The sequence below is a fragment of the Legionella qingyii genome, from assembly GCF_003990155.1.
Classification (GTDB): Bacteria; Pseudomonadota; Gammaproteobacteria; order Legionellales; family Legionellaceae; genus Legionella; species Legionella qingyii.
Map to the genome: position 1 here is coordinate 31,777 of NZ_RZGX01000021.1, position 17,500 is coordinate 49,276.

Here is a 17,500-nt window from a genome sequence, read left to right on the forward strand (position 1 = left end):
GTAAACAAAGTACTTTTCGAGATAGAAAATGGTTCATATTCACTCTACGTCCAACAACGAAATGATCGCAGGGCATGAACGCTAAATAATTTTATTAACTGTTTTTAGTATAGTATATAAAACTTAAATCGGGCTAACTCGACTAAGATAACACTGATTTTATGCTGAAATTGAGGATATAGATGGTTGTTTTTTGAAAAACCGACAACGGAATATGTAAAGATTTATAAGTAAAAACAATAGAGATAAACATAAAGATATAAACAGGCTACTTTTTAATAGAATAAGAATAAATAAAACTAAAATGGATCGTATTATTTCAAAAAAAAGGACTTTTTGTTTGCCATTGGCAATTGAGCCAAGTGTATAAAGGGTGAATAAAATAAATGCTCCAATAAGCCATGAGCTCAGTGAGCTCAAAGTGAATATAAATGAAAGATATGCGTATAGAGCTATTGCTATTCCTATGTTTAATAACATATATAATTTAGGAGACTCGCTATTATTCTGATTGACCATTCTTTTGGAAATGTATTGATTCTGCTGCTGTAAACGATGAATTACCCATTCTGGAGGCATAAAAAATGCTTGAATGATGTCCAGCTTATTTTTCAGATTTTTTCCATAATACAATACATCTTTAATAACTTTAACATTGGCATAAAAAGGATTCCATGAATCAAGCGGCTCAGTTACCCCATATTCTGCAGATGTATTTTCTGGCTCAAATGTTCCAAAAAGTTTGTCCCATATAATTAAACTTCCTGCGAAGTTTTTGTCTATATATTGCGGGTTTATGCCATGATGTACTCTATGATGAGAAGGTGTATTAAAAATTTGTTCAAACCATCCCATTCGGTTAATCAATTGAGTATGAATCCAAAATTGATAAATAGTATTGCTTGAAGCGACTAGAACAAACATCCAAGTTGGAAAGCCTAATAAAGCCAGAGGCAGATAAAAAATCCAAGATGTTAACGTTTGAAAATAACCCTGTCTTAGAGCAACTGATAAATTATAATTTTCACTTTGATGATGAACCGAGTGTCCTATCCAAAGGAAATTACATCGATGGCTTGCTCGATGGTACCAGTAATAACAAAAATCAACACCAAGCCAGAGCATGAGCCAGGAAATAAGAAGATGAGGATTAATATTAAACAAGGCAAAATGCTCATATATATAATAATAACCAAAAATTATTAAACCTCTTACTGGTAGTGCCCCAATTTCCTCGAGTATGCCAGTGCTCAAATTATTAATAGAATCATTGAATTGATATACATCTGATTTTTTATAAAAGGATATGCTCCATTCAATTCCAATTAAAATTAGAAATATTGGTGCAGCAAAAACTGTTAAATTAATATCCATATCAATCCTTTAGCTTGAGTCTGAGTCAAGATAGAAATAATTTATTTTCTGCTAATTGTATTCTGATTGTAAATGTTGATATTAATGTTTATTTTCTTTTATTCAAGAAACATCATTTTCAGTATTGGTGCAATTAAATGAGTACCTGATCACTAGTTCTGCGCGATTCTAAAAAATTCATATATTCAGTTTCATAGCCTATGCAGGCTGGCAGATGAGCAACAGAGCTAATGGTGTATCTAATAGGGGGGGCAGAAGATTCATGATTTACCGATCGATTATTAATAAAACAATAATCGATTCCAAAGTTCTTTGCTCCATAACCATCACTAATAATCGAATCACCCACCATTAATATTGAGTTTTTTTCAATCACTTGTTTGCGCTTCCTCGTGATTTCTTGTATGGCAATATTAAAAATTTCTAAGTTAGGTTTCGCTACGCCAACTTCATCAGAAACAATATAACAGTCAAACCAATTATTTAACTGGAGTCGTTGCCTTTTTTCTTCTTGTGTCTCGACGAAACCATTAGTAATAATACCTAAAATATGTCCTTTTTGATGTAAGAATTGAATAGCCGTTCTCACGTTAGGTATCCAATGCGCGTGAACACAAAGATTGATATCATATTCATCTGCAATCACTTCAACAGGAGTAGTGCAAAAGAGCTTTTGATTTAACTGTACGAATCGTAATAACCTGACATCGCTTGGCATGAGTGCATTTTTTTCCGACCCAACTTGATTCCATAGACTAGTATTAATTTCTTTATATAGACGCTCAAAAAGAGTGTATTCGACTTTTGAGTAAAATTGTTTATAGATATTTAACAATCCCATGCGTTGGGAATAGGTAAAATCAATTAGCGTGTCATCTAGATCAAATAAAATAACTTGATAAGGCATTTATGAATCCTGATTATTCATCTACATCCAAAGATGCAAGTACCAGTTCACTATACTTTGTCCCCAGAATAAAGAAATTAATCCGCTTACACACAAAAAGGGACCAAATGGGATCGCAGTATCTTTGGTTTTACCTTGTAAACGTAAATACAATAAACCAATGATTGTACCACCAATTGACGAAAGAAGGAGAATTAACGGTAAAAATACCCAACCAAACCATGCTCCAAATGCAGCAAATAATTTAAAATCTCCATTACCCATACCTATTTTTCCAGTAAATAAATAAAATATTTTGATAAATATCCATAATCCCATGTAGGCTCCCGCAGCGCTAAGAACTGCTTGAGGTAATGAAGTAAATAGATTTTCAGTATTGGCAATAAGACCTATCCACAATAAACTTAAGGTAAGACTGTCAGGTAAAATTTGATGGTCCAAATCAATGAAAAATAAACAAATTAAAATCCAAATAGCAATCAATACAAAAATCAATTGTAAGGTAAAGCCAAAATGCCAACTCGCATATAATGAAAGGAGCATGGTGCCTAATTCAATCAAAGGATAGCGGATAGAAATAGGGCTTTTACATTGGTAACAACGTCCACGTAGAAATAAATAGCTTAAAATCGGGACATTTTGCCAAGCTTTAACCATGGCTTTACATGATGGACAAAAAGATCTTGGCAAAAATAAATTAATTGGTTGTTGCTCTTCTTCATTTTTGCCACCAACCAGTTCATTATATTGTTGTTTCCATTCTCTTTCTAACATGATAGGCAAGCGATAAATAATCACGTTAAGCAAACTACCCACTGCAAGCGAAAATAGAGCAATTACAAGGTACATAAACCAAGTATGATTACTAATAAGGTCATATATCATTGAATGATCCTGCCAAAATATCTAGGTGCAGCGAAGCGCAACCTGGATTTTAGGTCATAAATTTCCTGGGGATTCGCTTCGCTGCACCCAGGCTAAATAAGCTATTAGGATATAATTATTAAATGTTTTATACCGCAGATCCAAGTTTAAAGATGGGCAAATACATTGCAACAACAAGTCCACCTACCAAGACACCTAGAACACACATAATAATAGGTTCTAATAAACTACTCAGTGAGTCGACTGCATTATCAACATCTTCTTCATAAAAATCAGCCACCTTACTTAACATTTTTTCTAGAGCTCCTGATTCCTCACCAATTGCAACCATTTGGATCACCATATTAGGAAATAATTGAGTGTTTTCCATGGCTTTATTCATTTGCTGCCCGGTGGATACCTCTTCCCTAATATTATCGGTGGCTTTGGCGAAAATAATATTCCCCGTAGCTCCTGCTACGGATTTAAGTGCCTCAACTAAAGGCAGGCCCGCAGCAAAGGTAATTGATAGAGTCCTTGCAAAACGAGCAATCGCCGCTTTTTCAATAATAGGGCCAATTACCGGTATTTTTAGCAGTGCTTTATCTACATTTTGCGCAAATTGCGGTGAGTGTTTTTCTGCATAGATAAATGCATAAATCCCACCACCCAAAATTCCAAAAATTAAATACCAATAGGATTGAAAAAATTTGGACATACTCACTACAGCTTGGGTCATTGCGGGCAAGTCCGCACCAAAACCTTTGAATAACGCTTCAAATTGAGGTACTACGAAAATAAGTAAGCCTGCCGTAACCAAAAAAGCAACAACTAACACGGCGAGGGGATAAGTTAATGCCTTTTTAATTTTCTTCTTTATGGTTTCAATTTTTTCCTTATAGGTTGCAACTTTATCCAGCATGATATCTAGGGAGCCCGATTTCTCACCAGCCTCCACCAAATTGCAAAATAATTCATTAAAATGCGCTGGGAATTTTTTCAATGATTCTGAGAGCGTTAAACCTGTTTCAACATCTCGCTTAATTGTTTCAATTAATTCTTTGAATCGCTTATTGGATTGTCCTTTTGCAACAATATCAAAAGATTGTACTAAAGGGATCCCTGATTCAATCATTGTCGCTAATTGGCGGCTAAATACGGTTATATCCGCTGATTTTATTTTTTTGCTTTTTAGACTGAATAGAGGCGCGCGTTTTTTAGCAATTTTATTAACAACAATTCCTTGCTTTCGTAACTCCACTTTGGCTAAAGCAAGACTTCGAGCCTCAATATCTCCATTTATTTTTTGAGCTGCTTTATTAACGCCAGTGTAATGAAAAGTTAAGGTGGTATTGGCATTTTTTTTCATTTTTGCATAGTTAATCAACGGTTACCCGATTGACTTCCTCAATAGTTGTAATACCTTGCTTTATCTTTTCAAGTCCGGATTGATAAATAGTAATCATCCCTTCTTCCTGAGCAATCTTTAATATTTCCAAGGAGTTTCCTCCTGCCATGATGATCTGGCCTAGTTTCTTAGTCATAGGCAATACTTCAAATAATCCTATTCTTCCTCGATATCCGCTGGTACACCTTGCGCATCCCCCCGCTTTGTATAACTTAATTCCCTCTATATCAGCTTCGGTAAAACCTAACTCTAATAACCCTGGTTTGTTGAAGTCATCTCTTAAGACTTTACAATGTTCACATAACTTTCGAGCTAAACGCTGAGCAATAATCAGTGTTACGGAGCTCGCTACATTAAATGTTGCAATACCCATATTAACTAAACGATTTAATGTTTCAGCTGCACTATTCGTATGCAATGTTGAGAGCACTAAATGTCCTGTTTGAGCAGCTTTAACTGCTATTTCAGCCGTTTCCAAATCACGTATCTCGCCTACCATGATGATATCAGGGTCTTGGCGTAAAAAAGAACGTAACGCATTAGAAAATGTTAACCCTGCTTTAGGGTTTATATTAACCTGATTAATTCCTGTTACTTTTATTTCCACGGGATCTTCGGCAGTGGAAATATTGACTTCTTTAGTATTAAGAATATTTAATGCGGTATATAATGTTACCGTTTTACCACTTCCTGTTGGTCCTGTTACCAGGATCATCCCTTGAGGTCGTTCAATTGAATGTTTAAAATATTCTTTTTGGATAGGGCTAAAACCTAACGCTTCGATACCTAATTTTGCAGAACCGGGGTCCAAGATCCTCATAACAACTTTTTCACCTGCGGTAGTAGGGCAGGTGCTTACACGAAAATCAATGGATCTGGTTTTGGATATTTTCATTTTAAAACCACCATCTTGAGGAATTCGTCTCTCGGAAATATCCAAACTGGACATGATTTTTATGCGTGCAGTAATTCGCGTAGCTAAAGTTCCAGGAGGAGTTGCAATTTCGTGTAAAATACCATCTTGACGATAGCGTATGCGATACTCTTTTTCATAGGGTTCAAAGTGGATATCAGATGCTCCTTGTTTGATGGCATCAAGAAGTATTTTATTAACGAATTTAACTATAGGAGCATCTTCTGTTATCGAAGTGACAACAGTTGTATCACGCTCTTCTTCTTCCTCATTAATAATTATTCCATCGAACTCAGCAGTATCTCCAACAAATTCGGATAAACCTTCAGTTTCTTTTACGGTGAGTAAATGATCAATTAATGCACTCAGCTTATCTGCTTCAACGATAATTGCATGTATATTAAGTCCCGTATGGAATTGGATCTCCTTTAAAGAAACTTGTTTGCTGGGATCCTCTGTTGCAAGATATAAGTTATTTCCTCGACGGAATAGAGGAACCATTGAATGTCGACGAATTAATTTTTCATTTACCAGATTCGTAGGAATGGAATCGATGTCAATGCAGTCCAAATCCAGCATAGGAGCACCAAAATTATGGGATGCTGTGAGTGCGATTTGTGTGGCTGATAAAATGTTATTTTTAACAAGGTATTGAACTAAAGAGATTTTTTCTGCAGCGGCATGTTTACAGAACTCTATAGCTTGTGGTTTATCCAAAAGCTTTTCAAGGACAAACAATTGTCCTATTCCATATAATTTAAATTCATCGCTTCCTAACATAAGTTCCAGTAAGTATTTATTATAATATTAAATATAGTTAATCAATTTAATAAATTCACGTGTTCCATTAATGTTCGTGTTGTTCGAATTCAGTCCGAAGCGAGGAGTAATGTCATAACAATCGTCAAATGGTTGATTCGTCCAGAATTCATGGGTTCTACTAAGTCACCTAGACACTATTTAAAATCAAAAAATGGATTGTATGTATATGAAACTCGTTGTATTGTAGTTTAATTCAGGATTAACTATTTTAAAAGGTATTATTTTGTTGATCGAACGGCAAATTAAACAATATCGCGCCCTGAATAAATGGTTTCAATCGCCTCTTGGGCTTTTTGCTGCTCATGAATTTTTAGTAAATCTTGAACATGAAAGTGACTATTCACATGGCAATACATTACTGCAATTGGGGAATTGCGGCGATAATATATGGCTAAAAAAATTTAATTATATCAATAAGTGGATTGCGTCTCCTTTTTATATAGCAAATAAAGTTCAGATTGAATGTGCCTTACATCAGCTTCCACTAGATCGTAATAGTGTTGATTGTATAATTGTACCACTCACTCTTGAACCTTTTGCCAATAGTTTTAGCTTGATTGATGAAATTGATCGCGTTCTTAATCCAATGGGGTTTGTTATTTTATTAAGCATTAATCCTTGGAGTCTTTGGGGTGGGGCAATGAAATCCGGGTTTCTGCACTGCTACAGTGATCAAAAAGTTAAAATGCGAACGCCGTTTAACCTAAATCGGATTTTTTTGCAAAGAGGTTATAGACAGCATTCTCTAAGCAACTTTTGCTATATTCCTCCGGTTAATAACGCCTCATTAATTAAAAAATTTACTTTTTTGGATGAAATAGGCAAAATGCTTTGGCCTTTACCTTCTGGTTTTTACTGTTATGTTGCTCAAAAGTATCAGGTTATAGAACCTGTATTACAGGTAAATCCCGCGCAATTACCAATGAAAGATTACCAGGCTCCATTGCAGCCAGTTATTTTTTCTTCTCAGACCTCCAGTATTTATCCCCTTGATAAATAAAAATAATATAGATTATTGATCTTTTCATTTAAAAGTCATATCAAATGTTATTATCCCGTCCAAATTGCTCTTGAGTAATGTTTTCTTTTGCGAGTTATAATTGATGCACGCTAATTTAATTTGAATAGAGTGCCTTTGTTTTTGTATAATTTGCTTTGCCATAAAAACAGGTTAATCTTATGAATAAAAAAACGATATTCAGAATCACTTTTGCTAATCAAGAAGCAATTTATGAAATTTATGCACGTTCCATTAAAGAAAGTGAGATGTTTGGGTTTCTCGAGGTCGAAGAATTGGTGTTTGGTGAACAAACAGCATTAGTTGTTGACCCTTCTGAAGAGCGGTTAAAGATTGAATTTAATGGTGTAAAGCGGACATTTATTCCGATGCATTCAATCTATCGTATCGATGAAGTTACAAAACAAGGGACAGCCAAAGTAAAAGATAATCCAGGCTATGGAAGTAAAGTTAGCCCTTTTCCTGGTACAGGAAAAATAAAAGATTAAATGTATCCCAATAACCTGCTCTGCCCCGAGGACTGATAATGACTATTCCCGATAAAATTAAAGAAGTTTACGAAAAATCATCTTGTTTGTTTACAACTAATGAAGTTGAGGCCGCTCTTGATCGAATGGCAATTAATATACATAAGGAATTGCAAGATCAAAATCCTGTACTTGTCTGTGTTATGGTAGGGGGATTAGTCCTTTTAGGCAATTTACTTCCACGATTGGATTTTCCATTAGAAGTAGATTACGTACATGCAACTCGCTATCGAGGCGAGACAACAGGTGGAGATATTGTTTGGAAGGTAAAGCCATCGGCTAATTTGCAAGGCAGGACTGTTCTTGTTGTTGATGATATTCTTGATGGTGGTGTTACGCTGGCAGCAATTATCGATGAAATAAAATCCTTGGGGGCTGAAAAAGTTTACAGCGCTGTTTTGGTGGATAAGTACCGAAAACGTGTCCCAAATGGATTGCAAAAAGCTGATTTTGTGGGCTTACAAGTTGAAGATCATTATATATTTGGATATGGCATGGATTACAATGAATACTTGAGAAATGCCCCAGGAATTTTTGTAGTACATCCTGAGCATGAATAATCAAAATCGTAGCTTGATGAACTAAAATACTTATACCATACAGGTATTAATTGATGAAAAGGATTTCAAAACATCTGGTTGAACCAGCAGGCAAGGAGCCTAAAATCCGTTCCGTAGTGGTTACAGGAGTTTCATCTGGAATTGGCTATGCTATAGCTAGGCAACTGGTTGCTCAGGGCGTAAGAGTTTTTGGAAGTGTGCGTAATCAAAATGATGCACAACGTCTAATTAATGAACTCGGCCCTCTTTTTGTTCCTCTTACTTTTGATATAACCGATCAAATTGCGGTTAGAAATGCAGCCCAAATGGTACGTGAACAATTACAGGGTGAAATGCTCTGGGGATTGATTAATAATGCAGGGATTGCTGTTGTTGGGCCATTAATTGAAACGCCGATTGAAGAATTTCGCCGTCAATTTGAAGTCAATGTTATTGGGCAAATTCAGGTAACTCAAGCTTTTGTTTCTTTACTTGGTGCTGATGAATCTCTGAAAGGAAAACCTGGAAAAATTATTAACATAGGTTCTATATCAGGTAAAATATGTAGACCATTTTTCGGTCCGTATTCTATCTCAAAATATGGTCTGGAAGCGTTTTCAGATACATTAAGAATTGAATTAATGATTTATGGTATTGATGTCGTGCTTATTGGTCCAGGAATGATTAATACCGCGATTTGGCATAAGAGTGAAGACCTGGTTAGTGATGATAAACTGCGTAAATCAATTTATGCAAAACCGTTACTTAAATTTAAAAGTTATATTTATCATAAGATTGCTCAATCTGCTTTACCAGCAAAAAAAGTGGGAGAACTTGTATATCAGATTTTACCTAATCCTCATCCTCAAACGCGTTATGTTTTGGTCCCTAATCTCTTCTCAGACTGGATACTTCCAAGATTATTACCTAAGCGGTTTTTAAATAAGAAAATAGCAAAAGCACTTGGTTTGTTTAAAGAAGGCTCACCTGATAGTTAGTCATGTCTTATTGTTTCTTTATTGCCTTATTTTTGATCGATCGCAGTGAGTGCTGATTTTGTAGTGATGTACGGGATCGTACTAAACATGAATATCGATTTTAAAATCCAAATGATGTTAAATCTGATCTATCGATTAAACTGAAAAACATTAAAAATTTTAAATACAATTAAGGAAGTTATGGATGTACACGAGACACTATTTTGTAGATGCATTAATTAAAGCTATTAAAGAAAATAACTACGAGGATGTGATAGACCTGGTTAAGTTAATTAATGAACGATCACCTGCTTCTTTATTTGCGTGTGATGAAGAGAATAAAACACTGTTACATTTGGCCTTAGCAACTGGTGATGAAGAACTATCTAACTTTTTATTTAATGAAATTAAAAATAATGAAGTGATTTATACAAAAGACCATGAATTAAGAACGGTTTTTTGGTATGCAGCAAAAGATTCATTTTGCGATATTTTTATAAAGCTACTAAATCAGGCAAAAAAAGACGACCAACAAACTTTGATTTTTGCATGTGACACATATAAATCTACACTTTTACATAAAACAGCTTGGCTTGGTCAGCATAAAATTATAGATATCTTATTTCATCATGTCATTTCAGATAAAGATAATGAATTTATTAATCAAGCAGATGATGATGGTAATACGGCATTGCATAAATGCTACCAAGCACTTCTGGATTGCAGAAAAGAACAACCAATAGTTGAGGAGTCAATAAAAAATTTCATTCAGATCATAGTAAAACTATTTCAAAATGGAGCAGACCTACATCTTTTCAATAATGAAAATATCACTTCATTTATGTTGCATAGACAACTTCCTATCCGCGATCAAGAACATATTTTGCTTCGTCTTAAAAGCAGAGAGAGGGCACACTTTTTAAGTGCTTATGCTCGGTTATTCGACGAGCAAAAAGATAAATATGATCCAATGGAGAAAAGTCTTTATATACGATATAGCGGAATTCTTAGCCTGGTCGAGTTAGTTAGAGCCAATTATTTATGTAATCCAGGAATGATTCCACGGGCATTATATCTGCAAAGTGTGAGCGTACCAAAAGATCAAATATTATCATATGCAGCTAGGGGGTATACTTTTATCGAGTCAGATCAAAGATATCTTGAATCAGAAAAAGGTAAAGAAAAAGTTGAAGATCGTGGTTATAAAAATGACGAAGACTTTGTCTTAATGATAGGACAAGAAGTCATCCCTGACTCCATATTAGCGGAGATGCCGAGAGCGTTCAAAGATAATTTAAAATCAGACATAAATCTCAATACTGTAGCAAGGCGCAATATTTCGAAATCATCTCCTTCATCTTCAATCACTTATCACTATCAACATTCAAATAATGATAGGATTGTTTTGAATTGCTTGATTAAACAGATGGAAGATTATTTAGCTGACTTACAAAGACGCACTCCACAAGCTGATCCATTTTTTAGGGCGGCAACAATAAGTATGTCGGGTGGATCTATTTGTTGTTCACTAGTTATTATATTATATTTTATTTATAGTGCTGTTGATGCCTACCAATATTTGGAATCTCATAAAGAAGTGCTTGACTATGAAACAAGAGGATATTATAGGGAACAGGGTGACCTATACGTGGCTCTTGCACTTTTGGCACCTTGGCTTCTTCTTATTCCTGTGGTGGGGATATCTGCTTGCTCTGCTAATTTTTGGAATATAGAAAAAAAGATTGCAAGTCTTGAATATCAACGCTTTATTGAGAGATTGGAACTCGTTTCGAATAAGCTGGCTGATATGCAAGGGCTTCACGCCCCAATTCATCATGAAATTCATGTGCAATTATTGCAAGATATTGGCTTGTTAAAACAGGATCAGTACCTGACAGATACCATTAATATATTTGCGCGTTGTATTGAGGCATTAAAGGTAATACGACGAGACGTAATAAATAATGAAAAATTATCAGCGTATTCAATTTTTTCACGTAAGGAAATCGCTATTACAGTAAATGAATGTACACCGTTACAACAGATTCCCCAATCTAGATTAACCTATGGAACGATGTAGATACTTTCATGTAACAATCGGTGCTTAATCATCCTTATTCAAATGATTAATGGTAGTTAGTGAAGTCTACGTAAAAAATAATTTACTAATCAATTTATCTTTCACATTCTTAAACTTTCATTTATCCAATAATCCAATCTTATTTCTCTTTATGAAACACGTCTCAAGGTCTACCTTGAGACGTGTTTAGGAACATGTTTTTTTAATTACAAGAATATGTTTTTTCAACATCGGTAAAGGTTGTTGAATCCGTCGTGGAAAGGAGGTCAAAGAACATTTGCTGGATGGGAAGGGGCGGATCAAGCTTCCTCTTGTCCAACCCCTTTTTTGCCATGTTTCTCACATCCGCAGTTATGGCATTAGTATTAATATATTCTAGTTGACTTAGCATGAGCTGTTGTCTCTTTTTATCGTATTTATCCCAGTCATTGAACTTTTCCGTCAAATTAGCAGCTAAAGTTGGATTGATTTTTTCCAGTTTTAGGATCGCACCAACAATTAATTGATAACCTTTTCCTGATATAGCATGGAAGCCATATGGATTTTTAATAAAGGTGCCTAATAGAGCACTTACCTTGTTGGGATTAGACAAATCAAAAGCAGGATGGAGCATTAATTGTTCCACTAAGCCTACAACATTCTCTGAATGGGCTGCTGCTTGAATATTAAACCAATAATTAACAGCGCTTGGGTCATGTTGCCAGTACTCATAAAAGTATTCTAAAAGCTTATTTGATTGGCTGCTGTTATTATTCAACAATAAGCTGAGCGCATAGATGCAATTTGTCATATTTTTGCTTAGTGAATTATTGAATTGCTTAATTAATGCTTGTTCGGTTTTTTCTGGTTCTATCGCCAGTAAATAAGAATGACAAACATATTTTAAACGTCGGGCTCCAGCACTTAGGATATCAAATGATTTAAAAGGTGAGTCTTGAGATACAGGTAACGTGCGGAGTTTATTTTGCAATCGTAATATATCCTCCTTTATTTCTTTTACAAGTTGGCTTTGAATTAGTTGGCGTGCTTCAGCTATTTTTTCGAAATCCTGACTCTGCATGCTGGAAAATAAGACTTCATCGGGAGGGATCGCTATTAGTTCAGCCAGTAACCAATAGTTTAAGGAGCTATTATTCTCACTGAGTATATTTCGATAAGTATTGATAAACTCGGGAGTAAGTGTAAGCGTCTTTCCAGAACAGTAGTCACTAACCATCCGGGTTATGAGTTTATTCGCCGCTTCGCAACGATTATATATGTTAGTATCATGTTGCATTAGGCGAAGTAGTTGTTCTGAGCTGTATGCAAACTCGAGATTTACAGGAGCAGAAAAACTGCGCAACAAAGATGGGGTAGGATGAGCCTTAATGTTCTCAAACTGAAACTCCATTTCAGGTTTATCAACCAGGATCATTGTGTCGCATTGAATTTCCTTGCCTGCATTATTGAGTAATCCAACAACAATTGGTATTGGCCTTCCATTTCCATCTTTGGTTTTAAATTTTAAAGTATATCGTTTTGAGTCTACATCATATTCATCCGTGACGGTTACTTGTGGAATGCCTGATGCAGTAAACCAAGATAAGAAAGGATGCATATTTTTCCCAGTTGATTTACTTAATGCTTCCAATACATCTTCCAGAGTTACTGCGCCACCATCATTATCTTTTAGAAATTGGGTCATTCCTTTATAGAAAGCTTTTTCACCCAAGAAAAGCATCATCATACGAAAAATATCGGCACTCTTTTCATATGCTGCAGGGGTATAAAGGCTTCTAACATTCGTGTAGGTATCTTGTCGTGGAGCGCGCTCATCAAGGTTTTTTCCGTCTAACATCCGAATTAAATCAGTACCAAACAAACGTTCACGAAACATAGCAGCCCTAAAAGTAGTCAATCCTTCTTTAAAAGGTAAATTGAACCACTCGCGAATAGTCACTCGATCACCTGACCAATAATGATAGTATTCATGGGCAACAACTTCTAATACTCGTAAAAAATCTGCATCCGTACGCGCTTCAGGTGTAGCAAATAAATTTGCGGTATTAAATAAATTTAAACCTGTCGGCTCAGAAGCCCCCGATGCATACTTATCGACACCAGCTACCATATGTTGTGGTAGTTCACATTCCAAATCAAAGATTTCTTCTTCCCAGCGCATTGCTTCTTTTAATACTTCTTTAGCAAAATCACATTTTGCTGTTGCATCAGGAGGGACATAAAATTCAATTGGTAGTTCACGCCCAGAACGTGTTTTGAAATAAGTCACTGATTTCTGCAGTTTCCCTGCAACTAATGCAAAAAGATAACTGGGCTTAGGAACTTCATCCAACCAGGTTACAGAGTGTAGTTCTTCATCTAGCTCCTTCTGTTCAATGAGCGAACCATTGGAAAGCAACACAGGATAGTCTTTTTTCTTAGCAATAATTGTTGTTTTGTAAGTGGCTAAATTATCAGGCCGGTCATGACAATAAAGGACCCGGCGCAGTCCTTCAGTTTCTGCTTTTACCAGAATGGTTCCTTCTGTTTCGTATAAACCAAATAAGTCCGTATTTTCACCCAAACGAGTTATTGTTTCGAGCGTAAAGGAGCGATCTTGAGGAACATTTTTGATAATCAGAGATTCTTCTGTGATTTCGTACTCTTCTTGAGACAGCTTTTTACCATCGAGCAAGATCGATTCTAGAACCATATTTTTACCATCTAACTCTAAATCTACAGAATAGGATTTGGATTTTGGATTAGGCTCAATAGTTAACTGCGCTTTTGATTGCACAGGCTTTTTGGAGAGATCAAGCTTCAAATCTATGTGCTTTACCAGATAATCAAGAATCTTATAATCGCTTAGCCTAAATATCCCAGAATGGTTCTTCATGAAAACTCCCTTATTCATGGTATGATTAAGAAGCAACAATATAAGATCAAAATGTTAATTTCAACAGAAATGATGACTTAGATGGTAAGCATTGTCTCCTGAGTATGTACTTCTTGGAGTTCATCTTTATCTTTTTTATCGCGTTGACTGAAGATTAGATCATGATTCGGTAATTTAGATTGAGTAAATGGATTATTTTCTGCATCCCAAGAGGGGAACGCTGTCATGTCATTAAAATAGCAAAGCATGTATTCTGAAATTTCAATTGGAAATTTAATTTTTTCAATGAATTTATTGAGTTCTTTGGTAATTTCTGCATGCAGTGGTTCAGAAATTTCTTTGGGCATTGGTCTATTGAAACGTGAATAAGCTAATGTAATATGAAGAACTCGAGGTACTGTATCTTCGATGTTTAGGGATGTGGCTATAGTCTTAATTTGTGTTTCTTGCTCTTTTGGCAAAGATAAAGAGAGTGAAATGGTTCTACCTATACTGATTTCCATTTTTTCAATTGAAGGATAAATAGCGTTTTTCTCTAGCGTCTGCTTGATCCTTTTATAATGAGGCAAATTATTATAAATAAATTGATTCCATGAACTTCCTATTTGTTGTTCTGTTTCCAGACTCATTGTAGTCATATGATAACTTTGAGCAGGAAGTGGTAAATAATGATTCACGATCAGTGGGTTACTCACTAAAAGCTTATAAAGAGTTTCACAAAATTCCTTTTGTTTGGGATAGCAGGCAGATACTACTGTAACTCCTGGAAAAGGTGCATATTCACCACGTTCATTAACTTTACTTAATTGTCTAGAGTGCGCATTTTCGTTTTTTAATGTAAACATTTTATAAGCCAAGAACTGAAATCAAACTAAGAATATCATGAGTTAATAGTGATACAAAAGGAAGAGATATATTTAATCTATAATGACTATATGTGAAGGAGAATTTGGCAATTCGTTTTTTGATAATTTATGAATACCAGGCTCAGAGAGTAATTATGAAATCAAAAAAAGTGGAAGATGCTCAAGAATTAGAACAGAAAAGACTTGATGCGCTCCAATCATTGAAAATTATGGATACACTACCAGAGGAGAGTTATGAGCGATTGGTACGTCTTGCGATTGATTTATTCAATATCCCAATTTGTTACATCGCATTTCTAGATGAAGAAAGACAATGGTTTAAAGCACGACATGGTTTAAAAGAAAAACAAACGCCTCGATGCATTTCTTTTTGCAATGTGACAATAAAAAAAAATGAACCACTAATCATTAACGATGCACTTCTTGATGAACGATTCGTCAATAGTCCTTTGGTGCAACAAGAACCATTTATTCGTTTTTATGCAGGTATTCCTTTGACTGATCCCCAAGGTTATAACGTAGGCACTTTTTGTTTAGCAGATACGTCCCCTAAAGAGCTTAATTCAAAACAACGAGAGCTTTTATTAAATTTAGCCAATATAGCTAAAGATGAGTTAATTCTACGTAAAACGAATTTATTGTTACAAAAAGTAAAGAATCAACTTGAAGTACGTAATAAATTGATTCACAAGGTATTCAGTTTTTATATGTCCGATGAGGTAGTCAATACAATACTTAAATCACCTCATCAGCAAAAATTAGGTGGCTATGAAAGTAAAATAACAATCATGTTTAGTGATTTAAGAAATTTTACTCCATTATCTGAATCCATACCTGCGGAAACGCTAGTGTCTCTTTTAAACACCTACTTCAGTAAAATGGTTCCTGTTATAGAAAATCATCAAGGAATCGTTGATGCATTTATTGGTGATGCAATTATGGTTATTTTTGGTGCCCCATCTTTTTCAGGGGATGACTCACTCCGTGCAATAGCTTGTGCTCTAGAAATGCAAAAAATGTTAAAAAAATTGAATCGTGCCAACAGTAAGATTAATTTACCGCACTTAGAGATGGGGATAGGAATTAATACAGGGATTGCCGTAGTCGGGAATATAGGTTCCAAGAGGCGAATGCAATACAGTGCTATAGGATCCGCAGTCAACGTATCATCTCGAATTCAAGATCTAAGTCTTGGTGGACAAATATTGATTTCTGAATCCACATACAAAGAAGTTGCACAACACATTGAAATTAATGGACATCTTCGTGTAAAAGTGAAAGGAATCCAATCGCCCATTACTATCTATGATGTATCAGGTTTAAAATCCAAGAATCTAAAAGCTAAAGAACAAAAATAATGATCCATTTTTAAAAGTGGTTTTCAGATAAAATACTGAAAACCACACATTAACATAGCCCATTATTTAGAATTTATGGGCCTTGCTACTTAGTTCTTCTGACAAACCATTTGGAGTAATTACCCATGGTTTTATTTTGGAATGTTTGATTGGCAATCCACCTTTATTCAAGACCTCGCTAACAAGAGAAGTGCAATTATGTACTTTGCTATTATCTGTTTGCTTCTCAGATATTCTGCGATGCATTTCAATATCAATAGGATCTTGGGAGATGAATGCAGAACTGTCCTTAAAAAAACCAACTAAATTCACATTCGGAAATAGCTGATAGCCCATTTCACCAGTAGTCACCTTTTTATGAGATTCCTTTAAGTGATCACTCATTGCAGAAGTATTCAGGGCTTTAAAATGATAAATGTGATCTGGTGGTAAGGGTTTTGCTTCTTTATCAGGTTTTACTTTTATGGGGCCATCCATATCGGTAATAGCCACAGCATGTTCTGAAGCACCTAATGTTTCCATATCCTGAGATAAATTTGTTGCGATGTGTGCTGGTAAGGGTAAGACTGATGTTAATCCTGCGGATGGAATATCATTCGGATGAATACTGGCATATTCACCAGGATCTTCTTCTTGCATTTTGGGTTTAGACCCACCTATTTGAACTGCAGCATGGCCAACTTTATCTGCTGTCATGTTCCAAATAAATACCCAAGTATCTTTTGTAGATTCAGTGGATTTTGTTTTATTTAATGAAGGATTCGTTGAATAGGGGATATCAGAGGTATTTTTAAGAGTTGAATCTGAAGCGGCATTAATTCCATTATTCTTTTTAGTCTTTAGAAATGAAAACATAAGCAATCCTTTTATAATTAAATAAAGTTTCAACGTGCGAATTATAATCAACTATTTAATTTTTTATCAAATGGTGGTAATTATTGTACGCTTTACCTAATCATATTAAGCAAGGCG

General features: G+C 35.2%; 14 protein-coding genes. 6 read left to right on the forward strand and 8 right to left on the reverse strand.

Features of this window, described 5'->3' with window-relative positions; translation table 11 throughout:
* Nucleotides 1–159: 159 nt before the first annotated feature.
* The 5 genes from ELY20_RS14045 to pilB form a co-directional block, all read right to left on the reverse strand.
* Nucleotides 160–1,374 carry a sterol desaturase family protein gene (locus ELY20_RS14045; protein WP_110143417.1) on the reverse strand — a complete coding sequence of 405 codons (1,215 nt, stop codon included), beginning with the start codon at nt 1,372–1,374 and terminating at the stop codon, nt 160–162.
* Nucleotides 1,375–1,507: 133 nt separating this feature from the next.
* Entirely contained in the window at nt 1,508–2,281 is a 774-nt protein-coding gene (locus ELY20_RS14050; protein ID WP_110143416.1) for an HAD family hydrolase, read from the reverse strand.
* A 21-nt stretch (nt 2,282–2,302) separates the two neighbouring features.
* Complete coding sequence (locus ELY20_RS14055) at nt 2,303–3,166, reverse strand: prepilin peptidase (protein WP_110143415.1); 864 nt, start codon at nt 3,164–3,166, stop codon at nt 2,303–2,305.
* Between the two features lie 127 nt (nt 3,167–3,293).
* Nucleotides 3,294–4,514 carry a type II secretion system F family protein gene (locus ELY20_RS14060; RefSeq protein ID WP_110143414.1) on the reverse strand — a complete coding sequence of 407 codons (1,221 nt, stop codon included), beginning with the start codon at nt 4,512–4,514 and terminating at the stop codon, nt 3,294–3,296.
* 10 nt (nt 4,515–4,524) lie between these two features.
* Entirely contained in the window at nt 4,525–6,246 is a 1,722-nt protein-coding gene (gene pilB / locus ELY20_RS14065) for a type IV-A pilus assembly ATPase PilB (protein WP_110143413.1), read from the reverse strand.
* 265 nt (nt 6,247–6,511) lie between these two features.
* On the opposite strand from pilB, the gene ELY20_RS14070 reads away from it, so the two are divergent.
* The 5 genes from ELY20_RS14070 to ELY20_RS14090 all read left to right on the forward strand — a co-directional run bounded on the left by ELY20_RS14070 (nt 6,512) and on the right by ELY20_RS14090 (nt 11,429).
* Nucleotides 6,512–7,288 (forward strand): methyltransferase domain-containing protein, encoded by a 777-nt coding sequence (locus ELY20_RS14070; protein ID WP_110143412.1) that lies wholly within the window; start codon nt 6,512–6,514, stop codon nt 7,286–7,288.
* A 179-nt stretch (nt 7,289–7,467) separates the two neighbouring features.
* Nucleotides 7,468–7,794 carry a DUF1820 family protein gene (locus tag ELY20_RS14075; protein WP_058468897.1) on the forward strand — a complete coding sequence of 109 codons (327 nt, stop codon included), beginning with the start codon at nt 7,468–7,470 and terminating at the stop codon, nt 7,792–7,794.
* Nucleotides 7,795–7,832: 38 nt separating this feature from the next.
* Nucleotides 7,833–8,393 (forward strand): hypoxanthine-guanine phosphoribosyltransferase, encoded by a 561-nt coding sequence (locus ELY20_RS14080; RefSeq protein ID WP_110143411.1) that lies wholly within the window; start codon nt 7,833–7,835, stop codon nt 8,391–8,393.
* Nucleotides 8,394–8,446: 53 nt separating this feature from the next.
* On the forward strand, nt 8,447–9,370 hold the full coding sequence (locus ELY20_RS14085; RefSeq protein WP_233590603.1) for an SDR family oxidoreductase: 924 nt from the start codon (nt 8,447–8,449) through the stop codon (nt 9,368–9,370).
* A 184-nt stretch (nt 9,371–9,554) separates the two neighbouring features.
* Nucleotides 9,555–11,429: a hypothetical protein gene (locus ELY20_RS14090; protein WP_110143410.1), complete on the forward strand. Its 1,875-nt coding sequence runs from the start codon at nt 9,555–9,557 to the stop codon at nt 11,427–11,429.
* A 202-nt stretch (nt 11,430–11,631) separates the two neighbouring features.
* Here ELY20_RS14090 and pepN read toward each other — a convergent pair whose 3' ends face one another.
* Together pepN and ELY20_RS14100 are read right to left on the reverse strand one after the other, a co-directional pair.
* Entirely contained in the window at nt 11,632–14,304 is a 2,673-nt protein-coding gene (gene pepN, locus ELY20_RS14095; RefSeq protein WP_110143409.1) for an aminopeptidase N, read from the reverse strand.
* A gap of 77 nt (nt 14,305–14,381) precedes the next feature.
* Entirely contained in the window at nt 14,382–15,149 is a 768-nt protein-coding gene (locus ELY20_RS14100) for a DUF1868 domain-containing protein (protein WP_110143408.1), read from the reverse strand.
* 155 nt (nt 15,150–15,304) lie between these two features.
* On the opposite strand from ELY20_RS14100, the gene ELY20_RS14105 reads away from it, so the two are divergent.
* The gene (locus tag ELY20_RS14105; RefSeq protein ID WP_110143442.1) at nt 15,305–16,528 is read left to right on the forward strand and encodes an adenylate/guanylate cyclase domain-containing protein; all 1,224 of its coding nucleotides are present in this window, start codon (nt 15,305–15,307) and stop codon (nt 16,526–16,528) included.
* Nucleotides 16,529–16,594: 66 nt separating this feature from the next.
* On the opposite strand, the gene ELY20_RS14110 is transcribed toward ELY20_RS14105, so the two are convergent.
* Nucleotides 16,595–17,383 (reverse strand): hypothetical protein, encoded by a 789-nt coding sequence (locus ELY20_RS14110; protein WP_110143407.1) that lies wholly within the window; start codon nt 17,381–17,383, stop codon nt 16,595–16,597.
* Nucleotides 17,384–17,500 lie beyond the last annotated feature (117 nt).